Here is a 16,748-nt window from a genome sequence, read left to right on the forward strand (position 1 = left end):
TAAAACAAACAACCCCGGTTTTGGCCGGGGTTGTTTGTGTTTTTGTAATATGAATTATTTCACTTCGTATCTCCAGCCAAATTTATCTTCAGCCTGGTTATATTGAATTTTCATCAGTTTATCTTTAAAAAACTTAGCATAAGAATCTTCAATTTTTGGCAATTCAAATTTCTCATTTTTATAACCAAAACCAGCAATTGGGTTAATTACCGTTGCAGTTCCAGAACCAAACATTTCCTTAAGTTCTCCATTTTCGGCAGCTTCCAGGATTTCCTGAACGCTTACTCTTCTCACTTCCGTTTCAATATTAAATTCTTCGGCAAGTGTTAATACACATCTTCTTGTTACTCCATCCAGAATTCTGTCATTCGTGGGGGCAGTAACCAGTTTGTCACCAATTCTAAAGAAAACATTCATGGTTCCTGCTTCTTCCAGGTAATCATGGGTGTTAGCATCAGTCCAGATTATTTGTTGAAAACCTTCTTCTTTGGCAAGGTTTGTTGGATAAAACTGAGCACCGTAGTTACCGGCTGCTTTAGCAAAACCAACCCCTCCGTCTGCTGCACGACTATACTTTTCAGAAAACTTAACCCTCACTTCTCCACTATAATAAGATTGTGCTGGAGAACAAATGATCATAAACTTATATTCCTTGGCAGCCGAAGCTGATACACCTGCTTCTGTAGCAATCACAAAAGGTCTTAGATAAAGACTATTTCCAAATCCTTTTTTGATCCAGTCTTTATCAATTTTGAGTAATTCTTCTAAAGCCTTGAAAAAGTATTCTTTTGGAAACTCAGGGATTGCCAAGCGTTCACTGGATTTGTTTATTCTTTCAAAATTTTTATCTGGTCTAAAAAGCCAGATTTTATCATCTTCGTCTTTATAAGCTTTCATCCCTTCAAATACGGCCTGCCCGTAATGAAAAACACGAGCTGAAGGCTCTAAAGAAAGTGGGCCATAAGGCTTAATGACAGGTTTTTGCCATTCCCCATTCTTATAATCGCACTCCATCATATGATCTGAAAAGACCTGCCCGAAAACCAGATTATCAAAATTAGTTTCACTTATTTTAGATTTGGGAGCTCTTTGTATATCTATCATTGATGTTAGATTTTTTAGGTTAAAGTATAAGTTTACAAATTTACCTAATTAAAAGCAGAATCAAAATCTAAAGTTTTGGTAAATTTGAGGTCTAACGCGTTTTTTAGATTCGTAATTATGAAAAAGATAATATTCCTTTTCGTCCTTTTTTGTGGGATTTCCTGTAATCAAAGCAAGGAAAATAATAAGAAGGGGTTTGTGAAGGAAGGGCAGGAACAAAGCGAATATGAATCTTTTGGAGCAGAAATAAGTCCCCGGGGTAGTTTTTCATCCTCGATCATGCTAGAGAAATTTGAAAGCTTGCGAAGTGGTGATACTATAAATGAGAAATTTAGTACTACGATTAATAGCGTTTGTCAGGCTAAAGGCTGCTGGATGGTTTTAGAGCTGCCGGGAGTAGACGATGTTAGGGTGAAATTTAAAGATTACGGATTTTTTGTTCCGAAGGATATTATAGGGAAAGAAGTTATTGTGCGTGGAAGAGCTTTTGTTGAAATGACTTCAGTAGAAGATCAAAAGCATTTCGCTGAAGATGCAGGGAAATCTATAGATGAAATAGTTGCTATTCGTGAGCCTGAGAAAAGTTTTGGGTTTATAGCCGATGGTGTCTTAATTAAAAAATAATTGGAACGAAAAATTATAAAAACCGACGATGGTTCGGTTACGATTCACTTACCAGAGTGGGATGAACAATATCATTCCAAACATGGAGCAGTTCAGGAAGCTCGGCATGTATTTCTGAAAATGGGGCTGCATCATTTTCTTGAGATCAATAATACCAGTGAACTTGCAATCCTGGAGATTGGTTTTGGTACGGGTCTTAATGCTTTCCTGACTGCATTAGAAGCTGAAAAATTAAACTTAAAGATCAATTATACCGGAGTGGAAGCCTATCCGGTTCCAGCCGAAGAAATTAAATTATTGAACTATCCTGAAGCTTCCCAGGCTCAAGAAAAAGCAGACCTTTTTATAAAACTTCATAAAACTGAATGGGAAAAGTCATTTTCAATTTCAAATAATTTTTCTTTAACGAAAGTGAAGAAAAAATTTCATGAGATTGCTGATGATGAACTTTATAATCTCATTTATTTTGATGCGTTTGGAGCAAGAGTTCAGCCTGAACTATGGACAGAAGAAATTTTTAATCTTATGTATAGAGCATTGAATAAAAATGGGGTCTTAGTTACCTATGCTGCAAAAGGAAGTGTAAGAAGAGCAATGATCGCATCTGGCTTTGAAGTTCAGAAACTTCCGGGGCCTCCGGGAAAACGAGAGATGTTAAGAGCTGTTAAAAATTAACCGGAACGTCGTTAAACCTCTTATAAAAAAAGGCGCACTCGCTTCGTCTTATGTATCTTAATAAGAAAAAATATGCGGGTATTAATAACAGGTGCTACAGGATTGATTGGCTCTAAACTTAGTAGTTTATGCCGTGAAGAAGGAATAAAAGTTAATTACCTTACCACTAGTAAATCAAAGATTGAAAATAAAGAAGATTATCAGGGATTTTACTGGGATCCAAAAAATGATGAAATAGAAAAAGATTGTATAAAGGATGTTCATGTTATAGTACATCTCGCTGGAGCCAGCATTGCCGAACCCTGGTCTAATTCTTATAAAAAGACTATTATTAAAAGCAGAACGGATACAGCTGCTTTACTTCATAAAACATTAAGTGAAAACTCTCATCAGGTAGAGAATTTCATATCTGCCAGTGCAATCGGAGTTTATCCAAGTTCTCTTGAAAAACTATATTTTGAAGATGATAATGTTGTAGCAGATAATTTCGTAGGTGAAGTGGTAGAAAAATGGGAGGCCGCTGCAGATAAATTTGAAAGCCTAGGGCTGGATGTGGCTAAAATACGAGTGGGACTTGTACTGGCTGAAAATGGCGGCATGTTAGAAAAAATCAAAAAGCCTATCTCAATTAATATGGGAGCGGCCCTGGGCAGTGGGAAGCAATGGCAATCCTGGATTCACCTAGACGATCTTGCAGGAATATTTCTTTTTGCAATTCAAAATGACTTAACTGGGATATATAACGCAGTAGCTCCAAACCCGGCTACCAATAAAGAACTCACAAAAGATCTGGCTAAAAAGATGGGTAAATCGGTTTGGTTGCCCAATGTACCTCCCCTCGCCTTAAAGGCTTTGCTTGGAGAAATGTCACAAATTGTATTATCAAGTCAGTTAGTCAGTAGTAAAAAGATTGAAAGTGCCGGTTATAATTTTAGTTATACTAATTTGTCCAGAGCCTTAGGTGATCTCACTTAAAAATAAAAAAGGCCGCCAAAACTGGCAGCCTTTTTTATTATATAATACAAGTAACTAAGCTTTCTTAGCTTTCAGGTTTATTTTTAAAGTGATTTCATCATTGATGAATTTATCACCAAGGCCATCAAATACAGATTTAGAACCATAGTTCACATTCCATTTTGTACGGTCTATAGAAAATTCTTCACTGGTAATTTCAATACTCTCACCATCTCTGGAAATACTTACCGGGAAAGCGATATTTTTAGTTTCTTCTTTCATAGTAAGATTACCTTGCAGCATAGACTGGCCTTCTTCCTCAGTAATTCCAGTAACTTCAAAGGTAGCTTCAGGGAATTCGGTAACATTAAAGAAGTCACCTTCTTTACCTTCAACAGTTCCTTTTAAGTGAGCTTCAAGGTTAGATTTCTCTTCACCTTCAAGATCTGTAACTTCGATAGACTTCATGTTGATTACAAAAGTTCCACTTTCAACAACACTATCGTTAGCCATAAAAGAACCGTTAGCTACTTTAATAGTACCAGTATGAGTTCCGGTTGGTTTTTCACCTTTCCACTCGATTACAGAAGATGCAGTATCTACCGTGAATTTCATTGCTTCAGCTTCAGCAGTTGCAGCTTCTTTAGCATCTGTAGTATTAGCTTCTTTATTATCGTTTTTACATCCAGTAACGGCTAGTCCAAGACCTGCAATTACGAATGCATTTAAAAAAAATCTTTTCATTATAATGATTTTTAAAGTTCGGCGCAAAAGTAAAAGGAAATACATTCAGCGGTTCATAAAATTTTATTAAAAATATCTTGTGACATTTTGACATTTTATGGGAATTGGCAACGAATTTGACTTGAAGTGCATGAAAGAAAAATTAAAATAATGAGCCGAAAAGAAGATAAAAGTAAAGACGATCATAAAGAGGTGAAAGACCAGGTTGAAGAGGCGATGGATAAAGCCATAGATGAAGTAGACGGGAATGATGAGAATGATGATGAACAACCGGAAGTAAATGTAGATGAGCTTACTGAAGAAGAACGTTTGATGGAAGATGTTCAAAAAGAGAAGGATAAATTTCTTCGACTTTTTGCTGAATTTGAGAATTATAAGAGACGTACTTCGAAAGAAAGACTGGAATTGTTTAAAACTGCCAATCAGGAAGTCATGTCTGCCATGTTACCTATACTGGATGATTTTGACAGAGCCATGAATGAATTGAGAAAATCTGGTGATGAAAACCTTTTGGTAGGGATAGAATTAATTCATAATAAATTAAAGGAAACCCTCAAAGCTAAAGGGCTCGAGCGTATAGAAGTGGAGCAGGGATCAGACTTTGATTCTGAAATTCACGAAGCTATTACCCAAATACCTGCGCCTTCAGATAAACTTAAAGGCAAGATTGTTGATGTCGTAGAGCCTGGATATAAATTGGGGGAAAGAATTATAAGATACCCTAAAGTTGTTACAGGAAAATAAGAATCGCTTTTACAAAATTTGTAAAAACCCAACATGAAAGAAGATTATTACGAAATATTAGGCTTAAGTAAGGACGCTTCGGCTACTGAAATTAAGAAAGCATATAGGAAAAAAGCTTTAAAGTATCATCCGGATAAGAATCCGGGGGATTCTGGAGCAGAGGATATGTTTAAAAAATCAGCGGAAGCATATGAAGTTTTAGGAAATCAGGAAAAAAGAGCTAAATACGATCGTTTTGGTCACCAGGCATTTGATGGTGGTGGCTTTGGCGGCGGAGGTGGTATGAATATGGATGACATATTCAGCCAATTCGGTGATATTTTTGGCGGCGGTTTCGGCGGAGGTGGATTCTCTGGGTTTGGAGGATTTGGTGGCGGTCAGCGTCGTGCTAAAGGAAGTAATCTTAGAATACGCGTAAGTCTCACATTAGAAGAGATTGCTAATGGTTGTGAGAAAAAGATCAAAGTTAAACGTAAAATTCAGGCAGCAGGTACATCTTATAAAACCTGTTCAACCTGTAATGGTACCGGCCAGGTAACTCGCGTGACAAATACAATCCTTGGTAGAATGCAAACTGCTTCACCATGTACTACGTGCGGTGGAAGCGGGCAAATGATCGATAAAAAACCTGATGGCGCAGATGCTCAGGGATTGGAAATGAAAGAAGAAACCGTTTCAATTAAAATACCACCGGGTGTTGAAGATGGAATGCAGTTAAAGGTTTCTGGAAAAGGTAACGATGCTCCGGGAAATGGAATTCCGGGAGATCTTCTGGTAGCGATCGAGGAAAAAGAACATGCAAGTTTACAAAGAGAAGGTGATAATCTGCATTACGATCTTTATATAAGTTACTCTGAAGCAGCACTGGGGACTTCAAAAGAAGTTGATACAGTTACGGGTAAAGTGCGTATCAAGATCGAAGAAGGAGTGCAGTCTGGTAAAATATTGAGACTTAGAGGAAAAGGAATTAGTAGTATAAATGGTTACGGAAAAGGAGATCTTTTGGTTCACGTGAATGTCTGGACTCCAAAAACCCTCTCTAGAGAACAAAAAGAATTTTTTGAAAGAATGGCTGATGACGAGAACTTTCAGCCAAATCCTGAAAAGAGCGACAAATCCTTCTTTGAAAAAGTTAAAGATATGTTTTCTTAAAAAGCCAATTTTAAGAAAAAATTTATATATTTGAGAATCACTAAATCTTTTAGTGATAATTTTTCTTTTTCATAGCAATTTTTTTCCCATCCTTAATTTATTAAGGGTGGGTTTTGTTTTTATAGCGATTTTATGAATTATAAAATCCTCTTAATAGACTTCTACTCTCTTTCTATTTCTATATCTTTAACACTTCTACAATAGACTATATGGAAAATCTTTTGGTGGCGGAAAATATCTACAAGCGCTTCGGAAATTTTACTGCACTAAACAATGTTTCAATAAATATTCCCAGAGAGAGTATCTTTGGTCTTTTGGGGCCTAATGGAGCAGGAAAAACTACGTTACTTCGTATTATAAATCAAATCACCATGCCCGATGAGGGTAAGGTCTATCTGGATGGGAAACCCTTGCACCCAGACGATATTGCGCATATTGGATATCTTCCGGAAGAACGGGGACTTTACAAATCTATGAAAGTTGGGGAACAGGCACTCTATCTTGCCAGGCTTAAAGGTTTGTCTAAAGCTGAGGCGAAGGAAAGACTTCAATACTGGTTTAAAAGATTGGAAATTGAAGGCTGGTGGGATAAAAAAATCCAGGAGCTTTCTAAAGGAATGGCTCAAAAGGTACAATTTGTCATTACTGTTCTACACAGTCCTAAATTGCTAATTTTTGACGAACCCTTTAGTGGTTTTGATCCTGTAAATGCCAACCTCATAAAAGATGAGATCTTGAAACTTAGGGATGATGGGGCCACGATATTATTTTCGACCCACAGAATGGAAAGTGTGGAAGAATTGTGTGATTATATCGCTCTAATTCATAAATCTAATAAACTGCTTGACGGGAAGGTTTCAGAAATTAAAAAGGAATATAAAGCAAATACTTTTGAAGTTGGTTTGGATGCCCTGGATGAATCAAAATTAAGACTGGAACTGGAAGATCGCTTTCAGGTTGGACCCGCCCGGTTTAAGAGTATTCAGAATGATCTAAAGCTTAGTATTAAACTAAAAGAAAATGAGTCGTCGAACGATCTTATCCAGTTCTTGCTTACCAGAGCCAGGATTAATCATTTTGTAGAAGTAATACCTTCTGTGAACGATATCTTTATTAAAACAGTGACACAAAATGCGTAATCTTAGACTTATCATAAATCGGGAATACCTGGCGCGAGTTAAAAATAAAACCTTCATTATCATGACTTTTTTAAGTCCGTTGATATTTGTAGGTATGATTTTGCTGATCGCTTATCTAAGCATGCTTAATAGTACTGATCAAAAAATCATTGCGATTCATGATGAAAGTGGGATGTTTTCAGCAGAATTTAAAGATGGAAAACAGGTTCAGTATTTAGATTACTCCAAAAAAAGCCTAAAAGAAGCAAGACAGGAAGTACTGGATAATGAATATTTCGGATTGATCCATATTTCAGATATAGAATCGGTTACTGGCAAACCTGCGGATATCGAGTTTTTTGGAAAAGATGCGCCGGGTTTCGCTACTATTGAAAATATTGAAAAGACGATTTCAGATAAATTAACCAGGGAACAATTAATATCAAGAGGAATTGATGTTTCAGAAATTGATAAGGCCCGTGCCGAGGTAAACGTTGAAATACAGAATTTTGCAGGGGAACGAAGCTCGAAAATGTCAAATTATATCAAAATGTTCTTCGGTGGGGCGGCAGGATATCTCTTGATGATGTTTATTATCATTTATGGAAATATGGTAATGCGTAGTGTAATTGAAGAAAAAACTAACCGCATTATAGAGATTATAGTCTCTTCAGTAAAGCCATTTCAGCTATTACTTGGTAAAGTGCTTGGGACGTCACTGGCGGGTATCACGCAATTTACCGTTTGGGTAATCCTGGGAACAGTATTATTGTTAGGTGTTTCGTCATTTATGGGGATTGATCCCACTGCAGTTCAGTCACCGGCATCGGTAGCTATAGAAAATGCAGCCAGGCCTGAGATAAATCAGCTTGTGGTTGATATACTTAAACTTCCTTATGCCAGTCTGCTTGCTTTCTTTGTAATTTATTTTATTGGCGGGTATTTCTTATATAGTGCTATTTACGCAGCTATTGGTGCGGCGGTAGATAGTGAAACCGATACTCAGCAATTCATGTTTCCTATAATTTTACCTTTAATTCTGGGGATTTATGTTGGATTCTTTTCTGTGGTTGAAAATCCGCATGGCACAGTATCAACTATATTCTCTATGGTCCCGCTTACCTCACCAATTGTAATGTTAATGAGAATACCTTTTGGAGTGCCCTGGTGGGAACTTGTAATATCAATAAGCATATTAATTGCTACAAACTTTGGTGTTCTCTGGCTTTCTGCTAAAATTTACAGGGTGGGAATACTTATGTATGGTAAAAAACCTACCTATAAAGAACTGTATAAATGGCTTAAATATTAAGTATGCAGGATCAAACAACAAAGGAGAAAGTTACTGAGGTAATCGAGCAGGATATCTGGGGATTGATAAAAGAGATCTGGAATGCTGGATTTAGCTACAATATAGGAAGCGAGGATCTTAAGATCACGGTAGGCCTTATTGTTATAATTGTACTAACATTTTTAGTAACAAGTGTTGTTTTAAGACTTATTAGATCGTTTATCACTTCCAAATTACTGGAGGAGGATAAAATGAAGTTTATAAGTGTATTTAAGTTTATTAAATACTTTGTTTACCTAACGGTGATATTAATAACCTTGAGTTCCACCGGGGTAGATGTTACTATTCTTTTAACTGCTTCTGCAGCGCTTTTTGTTGGACTAGGTCTTGCCTTACAGGAATTATTTCAGGATGTTATTGGAGGGATCTTTATTATTCTTGATAAATCTCTGCTGGTAGGCGATGTTATAGAGATGGACGGACGTGTGGCCAGGGTTTTTGAGATCAAACTAAGAACAACCCGGGCTTTGACCAGGGATGATAAAGTAATGATTATCCCAAATCATAAATTCATAAGTGACACCGTTTATAATTATACTCAAAACCATAAAACAACTCGGGAGGTTGTAAGAATTGGGGTTGCTTACGGGAGTGATGTAGAGAAGGTGCGGGAAGTCCTTTTAGAGTGCGCGAGAGAACAAAAAGGAATTTTAAAAAAACCTGAGCCATTTGTGCTTTTTGAGGATTTTGGGGATTCTGCATTGCTTTTCGGGCTGCATTTCTATGTGTCAGATAGTTTTGTAGATCCTAAAGTAAAAAGTGAGTTGAGATTTAAGATCAATAATAGATTTAGATTGAACAATATAACCATTCCATTCCCACAAAGGGATGTACATATGTTCTATCCAAAAGAAATTCAGAACCCCGAAGAATCTAACGAAGATGCGTAAAAGCCTGTATTTAATAATTTTATTATTTTTTAGTCTGAGTGCTTTTTGCCAGTCGACAGATCTGGCCAGGTTAGAGTATACCTATTTTCCGCAGAAAAATTCAGATAACTCTTTTAGAAGAATACGGGCACAGGTTGCATATCCAATAGCACTGAAGAAAGAAGGTTCCTATTTGATTCCGGGACTAGAATATAGAAATGTGCAATTTAAATATGATGATCCCGTACCTTTCGCTACCAGCGACCTGGATAGATTTCAAAGTTTTACAGCATCTCTAGGTTACACCTTTAAAATGAATGATATATGGAGATTCGGTGCTCAGGGAGGTCTTAAGATCGCCTCTAATTTTTCCCAAAATGATATATTTAGTGATGACCTTATTTATACAGGAGCCTTATACTTTATTAAGATAAAAGAAGACGATAGGTATTACGAGCCCTGGAGGCTAATTCTTGGACTCCAGTATTCTACCACTACCGGTTTCCCGTTTCCTCTGCCTATTGTGAACTATTATAAAAGATGGGATGAGAACTGGTCTTTTATGGCGGGTATTCCTAAATCCAATTTAAAGTATTATTTTAATGACAAACATGAAGTACAGTTGTTTGCTACTTTAGATGGATTTTTCTCCAATATTCAGAAGAACTTTGATGCGACTCCTGAAGTTCAAAATAATCCGGTAGCTGAAAGCATGTCTATGACTATTCTTTTAAGTGGTTTGGGATATGAATTCAAGCTTACAGATCATTTGAAATTTTATTTATATGGAGGACACACCATCATAAATGATATTAGGTTTAGAGATGCAGATAAAAATGATGTTTATACTATAAACGATACAAATACATTCTACGCTAGAAGCGGACTAAAATTTACAATACTATAATGGCAAAAATTTTATTAATAGAAGACGAAGCATCCATTAGAAGGGTACTTAACAAAATTCTTACAGAAGAAAGCAAGAACTATGAAGTTACAGATGCCGAAGATGGACTCCAAGGAATGGAATTGGTAAAAAATGAAGATTTTGACCTTATCCTTTGTGATATAAAAATGCCAAAGATGGATGGTGTTGAGGTATTGGAGGCAGTTAAAAAGATAAAACCTGAAATTCCCGTGGTAATGATATCGGGTCATGGTGATCTTGATACAGCTGTAAACACTATGAAAATAGGAGCATTTGATTATATTTCAAAACCGCCGGATCTAAACCGTCTTTTAAATACAGTAAGAAATGCTCTAGATCGAAAAGAGCTTGTAGTTGAAAATACAAGATTAAAGAAAAAAGTAAGCAAGAATTATCAAATGATAGGGGAATCTCAAGAGATTCATACCATCAAGGATATGATTGAAAAAGTTGCACATACCGATGCCCGTGTTCTTATTACCGGACCAAATGGTACCGGAAAAGAACTGGTGGCGCACTGGCTACATCAAAAAAGTGACCGTTCTAAAGGGCCGATGGTAGAAGTGAATTGTGCTGCTATTCCATCAGAACTTATTGAAAGCGAATTATTTGGTCATGTGAAAGGTGCTTTTACATCAGCTAATAAAGACAGGGCCGGGAAATTTGAAGCTGCAAATAAGGGAACCATATTTCTAGATGAAATTGGTGATATGAGTCTTTCAGCCCAGGCAAAGGTTTTAAGAGCACTACAAGAGAATAGGATTTCAAGAGTTGGTAGCGATAAAGATATTAAAGTGGATGTTAGAGTTGTAGCTGCTACCAATAAAGATCTAAAAAAAGAAATTGAAGAGAATAATTTCAGGGAGGATCTGTACCATAGACTGGCAGTAATTCTTATTGAGGTACCGGCGTTAAAAGACAGAAAAGATGACATTCCTCTACTTGTAGATTATTTCAGCGAAAAGATCGCCAGCGAACAGGGTACTAATAAAAAAGAATTTACCAAAGATGCTATAGCACTGCTACAGGACAGTGAGTGGCGTGGAAATGTAAGGGAACTACGAAATGTTGTGGAACGCTTAATTATTCTTGGAGGTAAGCAGATCACAGATGAAGATGTAAAACTTTTTGGAAGCAGGTTTTAAGGTCTTTTATTTCTCGGATTTTTAGGATCATATTTCAAAAAATACATGGTGTCTCCACTAGGGTGATCCCATTCATGGAAAAGTTCAAAACCAACCCGTTGATAAACAATTGCATTCGTTCTTCCTCGGGTTTCTGCATATAGTTCCAGTTCGTTATCATGAGCAGTTCTAAAGAAAACATCCTTCATTTCTTTCCCTACCTGGGTATCTGCACCACGAAAATCTTTAAGAATTCCCCAAAACCAGCAATATAAGTACTCTCCTTCCTGCGGACGCTGATTCTTAATATATTTTTGAGTTTTTAAGATATTCAACGCATTTTTAATTCCCGTAACATTAGCAACGAGTTTTAGTTCAGGCCAGAGATCTTTCCAGAAGCTTTCTTCCTTTTTACTGGTTTTAAAAAGGATTGCGATTCCCTGCTTGTTTTCAGAAACAATAAGCGCGTCTTTTTGAATGGCCTTATCTACCATATGGGTAGCAAGATATCTAAACCTTGCGTCACGATTGCCTCCTTCTTTTACTACATCCATAGAAGAAGGAATTTCTTTTAGAAGTGTCGTAACCTTCTCAATGATATCTTTTCTCTCTAGTTTATCCAAGCTGAAAAATTATTTGCTGCGAAGATAAAAAAATTAACTCTCATAAAGATTGTATATTTAGTCAGAGATATATAGACTTTATGAAGAAAATAGACCATTCAGAATTTAAAGTTTCTGAAAAGATTCAACTAAAGAATATCAAAACCAAATTTGACCTGAATGCATCTGAAGATAAGATCAAGGATGAAATGAAAGAGATAAGAAAAGATCTCGGAGACTGGCAGGATACTTTATATGCCCATGGTAAATATTCAGTGCTTATATGTTTGCAGGGAACCGATACTGCGGGAAAAGATAGTCTTATCAGGGAAGTGTTCAAAGATTTTAATAGTCGGGGAGTGGTAGTTCATAGTTTTAAAACACCTTCAGAAAAAGAACTGAAACATGATTATCTATGGCGACATTATATAGCTTTACCAGAACGCGGAAAATTTGGTGTTTTCAATAGAACGCATTACGAAAATGTTTTGGTAACCAGAGTGCATCCGGAATATATTCTAAATGAAAACATTCCAGGTATTAACACTACTTCAGATATTACAGAGGATTTCTGGGAAAAAAGATTCGAGCAAATTCGCGATTTTGAGCAGCATATCGCCGAAAATGGGACCATCATATTTAAGTTTTTTCTGCATCTTTCTAAAGAAGAGCAAAGGCAGCGTCTTTTAAGAAGATTAGATAAACCCAATAAAAACTGGAAGTTCTCCCCCGGCGATCTTAAGGAACGAAAATTATGGGACGAATATCAAAAATATTATCAGGAAGCGATAAATAAAACTTCGACTCATGATGCACCCTGGTATATTATTCCTGCAGATGATAAGGATACGGCCAGATATCTGGTAGCTAAAACTTTATTTTCAGAACTTATTAAATACAAAGATGTAAAGGAACCTGAACTGGATCCCAAAATCAAAAAAAATATTGATGAATATAGAGAGCAGCTAAAGAGCGAAAAGAATTAAACTTAAGCTTCGCAGAACTAAAAAAAATGCCGTTATTTTGCGACAAACAATCTTTTTATGAAGTCTTTTTATCTCTCTTTAATTTTGATCTTCTCTGGAATTATAGTCTCCGGACAAACTAATTTTACAAAAGATTCTCTGGAAATGAGAAAGATCTATGACATGTCTCTTCTCAACGGGAAAAGCTATGATTGGTTAGATCATTTATCAAACGAGATAGGAGGGCGATTATCTGGTTCCTATAGTGCGCAACAGGCCGTAGAATATACTAAAGCAGAACTTGAAAAACTGGGTCTTGATAAGGTTTGGTTGCAACCGGTTATGGTACCAAAATGGACAAGGGGAGAAAGAGAATTCGCATACGTGCAAACAGGGCCGGGAGAAACAAGAAATGTGAATATTACGGCGCTTGGAGGTTCAATTGCAACTCCCGCGGGAGGAACCAAAGCAAACGTGATTGAAGTACAGGGAATAGAGCAGTTGAAGGAATATGGCCGGGAAAATATTGAAGGTAAGATTGTATTCTATAACAGGCCCATGCGAGCAGATCATATTCAGACTTTTGAAGCTTATGGTGGTTGTGTAGATCAACGTTATTCCGGAGCTGAAGAAGCTGTAAAATATGGTGCGGTGGGCGTTATTGTAAGGTCTATGAATCTAAGAATGGACGATTTTCCTCACACAGGTTCTATGAGTTACGGTGATACTCCTAATAATAAGCGAATCCCCGCAGCAGCAATTTCAACCAATGATGCGCAATATTTAAGCGGAATTTTGAAAGTTCAGAAAGATCTGGAATTTTATTTAAAGATGAATTGTGAGCTGCATGAAGATGTTCAATCTTATAATGTAATTGGAGAAATTACAGGTACACAAAACCCGGAACAGATCATGGTAGTTGGTGGACACTTAGATTCCTGGGATCTAGGAGACGGTTCTCATGATGATGGTGCCGGGGTGGTACAGTCTATGGAGGTCTTGAGATTGTTTAAAGAAACAGGTTATAAGCCGAAGAAAACCTTGCGTGTGGTACTTTTTATGAACGAGGAAAACGGTCTTCGCGGAGGGAACAAATATGCTGAAGTTGCTAAATCTAAAAATGAAGAGCACGTTTTCGCTTTAGAGAGTGATGCCGGAGGATTTACTCCCAGAGGATTTTCTTTTGCCGCAAACGATGCTCAATTCAATAAAGTGCTTTCCTGGAAGAAACTGTTCAAACCTTATTTGATCCATTATTTTGAACAAGGAGGGAGTGGTGCAGATATAGGTCCGCTGGAAGGAGGTAACACTGTACTTGCCGGACTTAGACCGGATTCTCAACGTTATTTCGATTATCACCATGCCGCTAGCGATACTTTTGATAAAGTAAATAAAAGGGAACTGGAATTAGGAGCAGCTACGATGGCTTCATTAGTGTATCTTGTAGATACTTATGGTTTTAATAATATTAATAAGGAGACCGTAGAAATAGCAGATTAACAACTTTCAGAAGTAAAGAATTTATTTAATTATCGCTTTAAAAGAAACTTAAAGCATCTACCTTTGCAGACTTAAAATTTAGTTTTGCAGCTTTCAGCTTACACAAAAGAATTCAGTAAGAACCTTCATATCGCATATCCCGTTATGCTTGGCCAGTTGGGTCACGTAATGGTAGGTTTGGTAGATAATTTAATGATTGGACAATTAGGGGCTGCTCCATTAGCGGCAGTTTCTCTTGGAAATGCACTGGTTTTTATAGCAATGTCTATGGGAATTGGCTTTTCGTTTGCTATTACTCCCTTAATTGCTGAAGCTGATGGAGCTGATGATCTTGAGGGTGGAAGAAGTTATTTTCATCATGGGCTTATTCTTAGTAGCATTAATGGTTTACTACTTTTTATACTGCTGTTAATTGCAAAGCCGATTCTATATTATTTAGATCAGCCACAAGAAGTGGTAGATCTGGCAATTCCATATCTTAATATCGTAGCTTTTTCAATGGTACCGTTGATGGCTTTCCAGGCTTTTAAACAGTTCGCAGACGGACTTTCCCAAACGAGATACGCTATGTATGCCACGATTCTTGCTAATGTGGTAAACGTAGTCTTTAACTATTTATTGATTTACGGGATCTGGTTCTTTCCAAGACTGGAGCTGGAAGGAGCTGCCTGGGGAACATTGATTTCACGGTTCTTTATGCTCTGGTTCGTCTGGGAAATATTACGCCGGAAATCTAAATTTATCGAGTATTTCAAATGGTCTAAAAGAGAAATGATCAAGTGGTCAATTTTCAAAAGAATACTCTCACTTGGTTTTCCTACCGCGCTACAGATGCTTTTTGAAGTTGCTATTTTTACCGGAACTATTTTCCTGGCCGGAAATCTGGGAACTAATCCGCAGGCAGCAAATCAGATAGCACTGAACCTGGCTTCGATGACCTTTATGATTGCAGTAGGGCTCGGGGTAACCGCAACAATACGTGTCGGGAATCAGGTTGGATTAAGGAAATATAAAGAATTAAGAAGGATTGGGTATTCCATCTTTTTGCTGGTCTTTTTAATTGAAGCTGTGTTTGCGATCCTTTTTATTCTGTTGAAAGATATTTTACCTGTTTTCTATATAGATAATATGGAAGTGATCTCACTAGCCGCACAGTTGCTGGTGATCGCTGCTCTTTTTCAGCTAAGTGATGGCATACAGGTTGTGATTCTTGGAGCGTTGCGAGGACTTCAGGATGTGAAAATACCTACCGTAATCTGCTTTATCTCTTATTGGATCATCGGTTTTCCGGTAAGTTTCTATTTTGGTCAGGCAGATCAACTGGGGAGTATGGGAATCTGGCTTGGATTACTTGCAGGCTTGACATCCTCTGCAATATTGTTATATTTCCGCTTTAATTATTTAAGCCGAAAATTAATTAGAACTAAAGAAACTTTAATAGCATAAAAAGATAGATATGGAGCTTCCAAAATTTATATTAGGTGATAATACTGATTTGCCAGAATCAATTTTTGTGATTCATACAGAATTCCCTCGCTTTATTATTGATCTGAAAGATGATGAGGTAGAGTGGTTAGAAGATTTTGATAAAGATGATGAAAAAGAACTTTCCAGTGAGGCAGAATCTCTGATCACCCAGGCAAATGAATTTTACGACCGTGAGGTAAATCGATACGAAGACAATTAAATGGAGAAATTAGCCGAATTAGACAGAGAACTTTTTTTATTTCTGAATAATCTTGGTTCAGAACAATGGGACTGGATGTGGATCGCGATTAGTGATAAATGGATGGCGATCCCGCTTTATGCAATTTTACTATATCTGATTTTTCGAAAATTTGGTTGGAAACCCACTTTAATCACCATGGTGGTGGTTACTTTACTGATAACCACAACAGATCAGCTAGCCAATCTTTTCAAACATGGATTTGAAAGACCAAGACCTTGCAGGCAGGAAGGAGTTATGGAATATGCCCGTTATGTTGCTGAAAGATGCGGCAGATTTGGTTACTTCTCTGCCCATGCTGCGAATTCTACCGGAGTGGCAGTTTTCCTGAGTTTGTTGTTTAAAAAACATTATCCTAAACTATTTGTATTTCTGCTTATTTGGGCAGTAGTTGTTTCTTATAGTCGAATTTATCTTGGAGTGCATTACCCGGGAGATGTGATAACAGGAATGCTGATAGGTGCCATATTTGGAGTTTTATTCCATTTTCTAAGAAAATTTCTTACTGAAAGATTAAAACTTTCCTAAACAAATATTCTTTATTACTTTTTTCCATTGATGAAAAAAG

At 37.0% G+C, this 16,748-nt stretch carries 18 protein-coding genes; 15 read left to right on the forward strand and 3 right to left on the reverse strand.

Annotated elements, in window-relative coordinates; genetic code table 11:
• Positions 1-54 precede the first annotated feature (54 nt).
• Positions 55-1,104 (reverse strand): branched-chain amino acid aminotransferase, encoded by a 1,050-nt coding sequence (locus GFO_RS02365; protein ID WP_011708420.1) that lies wholly within the window; start codon positions 1,102-1,104, stop codon positions 55-57.
• A 117-nt stretch (positions 1,105-1,221) separates the two neighbouring features.
• Between GFO_RS02365 and GFO_RS02370 the strand changes: the two genes are divergently transcribed.
• The 3 genes from GFO_RS02370 (at position 1,222) to GFO_RS02380 (ending at position 3,378) form a co-directional block, all read left to right on the forward strand.
• On the forward strand, positions 1,222-1,728 hold the full coding sequence (locus GFO_RS02370; RefSeq protein ID WP_041249976.1) for a DUF4920 domain-containing protein: 507 nt from the start codon (positions 1,222-1,224) through the stop codon (positions 1,726-1,728).
• Complete coding sequence (gene mnmC2 / locus GFO_RS02375) at positions 1,729-2,403, forward strand: tRNA (5-methylaminomethyl-2-thiouridine)(34)-methyltransferase MnmC2 (protein WP_011708422.1); 675 nt, start codon at positions 1,729-1,731, stop codon at positions 2,401-2,403.
• 72 nt (positions 2,404-2,475) lie between these two features.
• Entirely contained in the window at positions 2,476-3,378 is a 903-nt protein-coding gene (locus GFO_RS02380) for a TIGR01777 family oxidoreductase (RefSeq protein WP_011708423.1), read from the forward strand.
• Positions 3,379-3,432: 54 nt separating this feature from the next.
• On the opposite strand, the gene GFO_RS02385 is transcribed toward GFO_RS02380, so the two are convergent.
• On the reverse strand, positions 3,433-4,101 hold the full coding sequence (locus GFO_RS02385; RefSeq protein WP_041249977.1) for a YceI family protein: 669 nt from the start codon (positions 4,099-4,101) through the stop codon (positions 3,433-3,435).
• 150 nt (positions 4,102-4,251) lie between these two features.
• Between GFO_RS02385 and GFO_RS02390 the strand changes: the two genes are divergently transcribed.
• The 7 genes from GFO_RS02390 to GFO_RS02420 all read left to right on the forward strand — a co-directional run bounded on the left by GFO_RS02390 (position 4,252) and on the right by GFO_RS02420 (position 11,408).
• Complete coding sequence (locus tag GFO_RS02390) at positions 4,252-4,845, forward strand: nucleotide exchange factor GrpE (RefSeq protein WP_011708425.1); 594 nt, start codon at positions 4,252-4,254, stop codon at positions 4,843-4,845.
• A gap of 33 nt (positions 4,846-4,878) precedes the next feature.
• Positions 4,879-5,997: a molecular chaperone DnaJ gene (dnaJ, locus tag GFO_RS02395; protein ID WP_011708426.1), complete on the forward strand. Its 1,119-nt coding sequence runs from the start codon at positions 4,879-4,881 to the stop codon at positions 5,995-5,997.
• A 209-nt stretch (positions 5,998-6,206) separates the two neighbouring features.
• Complete coding sequence (locus GFO_RS02400; protein WP_011708427.1) at positions 6,207-7,136, forward strand: ABC transporter ATP-binding protein; 930 nt, start codon at positions 6,207-6,209, stop codon at positions 7,134-7,136.
• Entirely contained in the window at positions 7,129-8,427 is a 1,299-nt protein-coding gene (locus tag GFO_RS02405) for an ABC transporter permease (RefSeq protein ID WP_011708428.1), read from the forward strand. The genes GFO_RS02400 and GFO_RS02405 overlap by 8 nt, the downstream gene beginning before the upstream one ends.
• 2 nt (positions 8,428-8,429) lie before the next feature.
• Complete coding sequence (locus GFO_RS02410; RefSeq protein WP_011708429.1) at positions 8,430-9,356, forward strand: mechanosensitive ion channel family protein; 927 nt, start codon at positions 8,430-8,432, stop codon at positions 9,354-9,356.
• Positions 9,349-10,242: a DUF6268 family outer membrane beta-barrel protein gene (locus tag GFO_RS02415; protein ID WP_041249978.1), complete on the forward strand. Its 894-nt coding sequence runs from the start codon at positions 9,349-9,351 to the stop codon at positions 10,240-10,242. The genes GFO_RS02410 and GFO_RS02415 overlap by 8 nt, the downstream gene beginning before the upstream one ends.
• Complete coding sequence (locus GFO_RS02420; protein ID WP_011708431.1) at positions 10,242-11,408, forward strand: sigma-54-dependent transcriptional regulator; 1,167 nt, start codon at positions 10,242-10,244, stop codon at positions 11,406-11,408. The genes GFO_RS02415 and GFO_RS02420 overlap by 1 nt, the downstream gene beginning before the upstream one ends.
• Here GFO_RS02420 and GFO_RS02425 read toward each other — a convergent pair.
• Positions 11,405-12,010, reverse strand: coding sequence for a hypothetical protein (locus tag GFO_RS02425; RefSeq protein ID WP_011708432.1), 606 nt, complete (start codon positions 12,008-12,010; stop codon positions 11,405-11,407). The genes GFO_RS02420 and GFO_RS02425 overlap by 4 nt on opposite strands.
• A gap of 80 nt (positions 12,011-12,090) precedes the next feature.
• Between GFO_RS02425 and GFO_RS02430 the strand changes: the two genes are divergently transcribed.
• From GFO_RS02430 to GFO_RS02450, 5 genes are all read left to right on the forward strand, one after another.
• Complete coding sequence (locus tag GFO_RS02430; protein ID WP_011708433.1) at positions 12,091-12,975, forward strand: PPK2 family polyphosphate kinase; 885 nt, start codon at positions 12,091-12,093, stop codon at positions 12,973-12,975.
• Positions 12,976-13,032: 57 nt separating this feature from the next.
• Entirely contained in the window at positions 13,033-14,454 is a 1,422-nt protein-coding gene (locus GFO_RS02435) for a M20/M25/M40 family metallo-hydrolase (protein WP_011708434.1), read from the forward strand.
• 84 nt (positions 14,455-14,538) lie between these two features.
• Complete coding sequence (locus GFO_RS02440) at positions 14,539-15,900, forward strand: MATE family efflux transporter (RefSeq protein ID WP_011708435.1); 1,362 nt, start codon at positions 14,539-14,541, stop codon at positions 15,898-15,900.
• 10 nt (positions 15,901-15,910) lie between these two features.
• Positions 15,911-16,141, forward strand: coding sequence for a hypothetical protein (locus tag GFO_RS02445; RefSeq protein WP_011708436.1), 231 nt, complete (start codon positions 15,911-15,913; stop codon positions 16,139-16,141).
• A complete protein-coding gene (locus GFO_RS02450) occupies positions 16,142-16,708 on the forward strand; it encodes a phosphatase PAP2 family protein (protein ID WP_011708437.1) in 567 nt (188 codons plus the stop codon). It begins immediately after the preceding gene.
• Positions 16,709-16,748 lie beyond the last annotated feature (40 nt).

The organism is Christiangramia forsetii KT0803, from assembly GCF_000060345.1.
GTDB classification, from domain to species: domain Bacteria; phylum Bacteroidota; class Bacteroidia; order Flavobacteriales; family Flavobacteriaceae; genus Christiangramia; species Christiangramia forsetii.

Bases quoted from the DNA above. Each gene is read 5' to 3' on its own strand.
- GFO_RS02365 (WP_011708420.1), bottom strand. From the start codon at position 1,104: ATGATAGATATACAAAGAGCTCCCAAATCTAAAATAAGTGAAACTAAT.
- GFO_RS02370 (WP_041249976.1), top strand. From the start codon at position 1,222: ATGAAAAAGATAATATTCCTTTTCGTCCTTTTTTGTGGGATTTCCTGT.
- GFO_RS02380 (WP_011708423.1), top strand. From the start codon at position 2,476: ATGCGGGTATTAATAACAGGTGCTACAGGATTGATTGGCTCTAAACTT.
- GFO_RS02385 (WP_041249977.1), bottom strand. From the start codon at position 4,101: ATGAAAAGATTTTTTTTAAATGCATTCGTAATTGCAGGTCTTGGACTA.
- GFO_RS02390 (WP_011708425.1), top strand. From the start codon at position 4,252: ATGAGCCGAAAAGAAGATAAAAGTAAAGACGATCATAAAGAGGTGAAA.
- dnaJ (WP_011708426.1), top strand. From the start codon at position 4,879: ATGAAAGAAGATTATTACGAAATATTAGGCTTAAGTAAGGACGCTTCG.
- GFO_RS02400 (WP_011708427.1), top strand. From the start codon at position 6,207: ATGGAAAATCTTTTGGTGGCGGAAAATATCTACAAGCGCTTCGGAAAT.
- GFO_RS02405 (WP_011708428.1), top strand. From the start codon at position 7,129: ATGCGTAATCTTAGACTTATCATAAATCGGGAATACCTGGCGCGAGTT.
- GFO_RS02410 (WP_011708429.1), top strand. From the start codon at position 8,430: ATGCAGGATCAAACAACAAAGGAGAAAGTTACTGAGGTAATCGAGCAG.
- GFO_RS02415 (WP_041249978.1), top strand. From the start codon at position 9,349: ATGCGTAAAAGCCTGTATTTAATAATTTTATTATTTTTTAGTCTGAGT.
- GFO_RS02420 (WP_011708431.1), top strand. From the start codon at position 10,242: ATGGCAAAAATTTTATTAATAGAAGACGAAGCATCCATTAGAAGGGTA.
- GFO_RS02430 (WP_011708433.1), top strand. From the start codon at position 12,091: ATGAAGAAAATAGACCATTCAGAATTTAAAGTTTCTGAAAAGATTCAA.
- GFO_RS02435 (WP_011708434.1), top strand. From the start codon at position 13,033: ATGAAGTCTTTTTATCTCTCTTTAATTTTGATCTTCTCTGGAATTATA.
- GFO_RS02445 (WP_011708436.1), top strand. From the start codon at position 15,911: ATGGAGCTTCCAAAATTTATATTAGGTGATAATACTGATTTGCCAGAA.
- GFO_RS02450 (WP_011708437.1), top strand. From the start codon at position 16,142: ATGGAGAAATTAGCCGAATTAGACAGAGAACTTTTTTTATTTCTGAAT.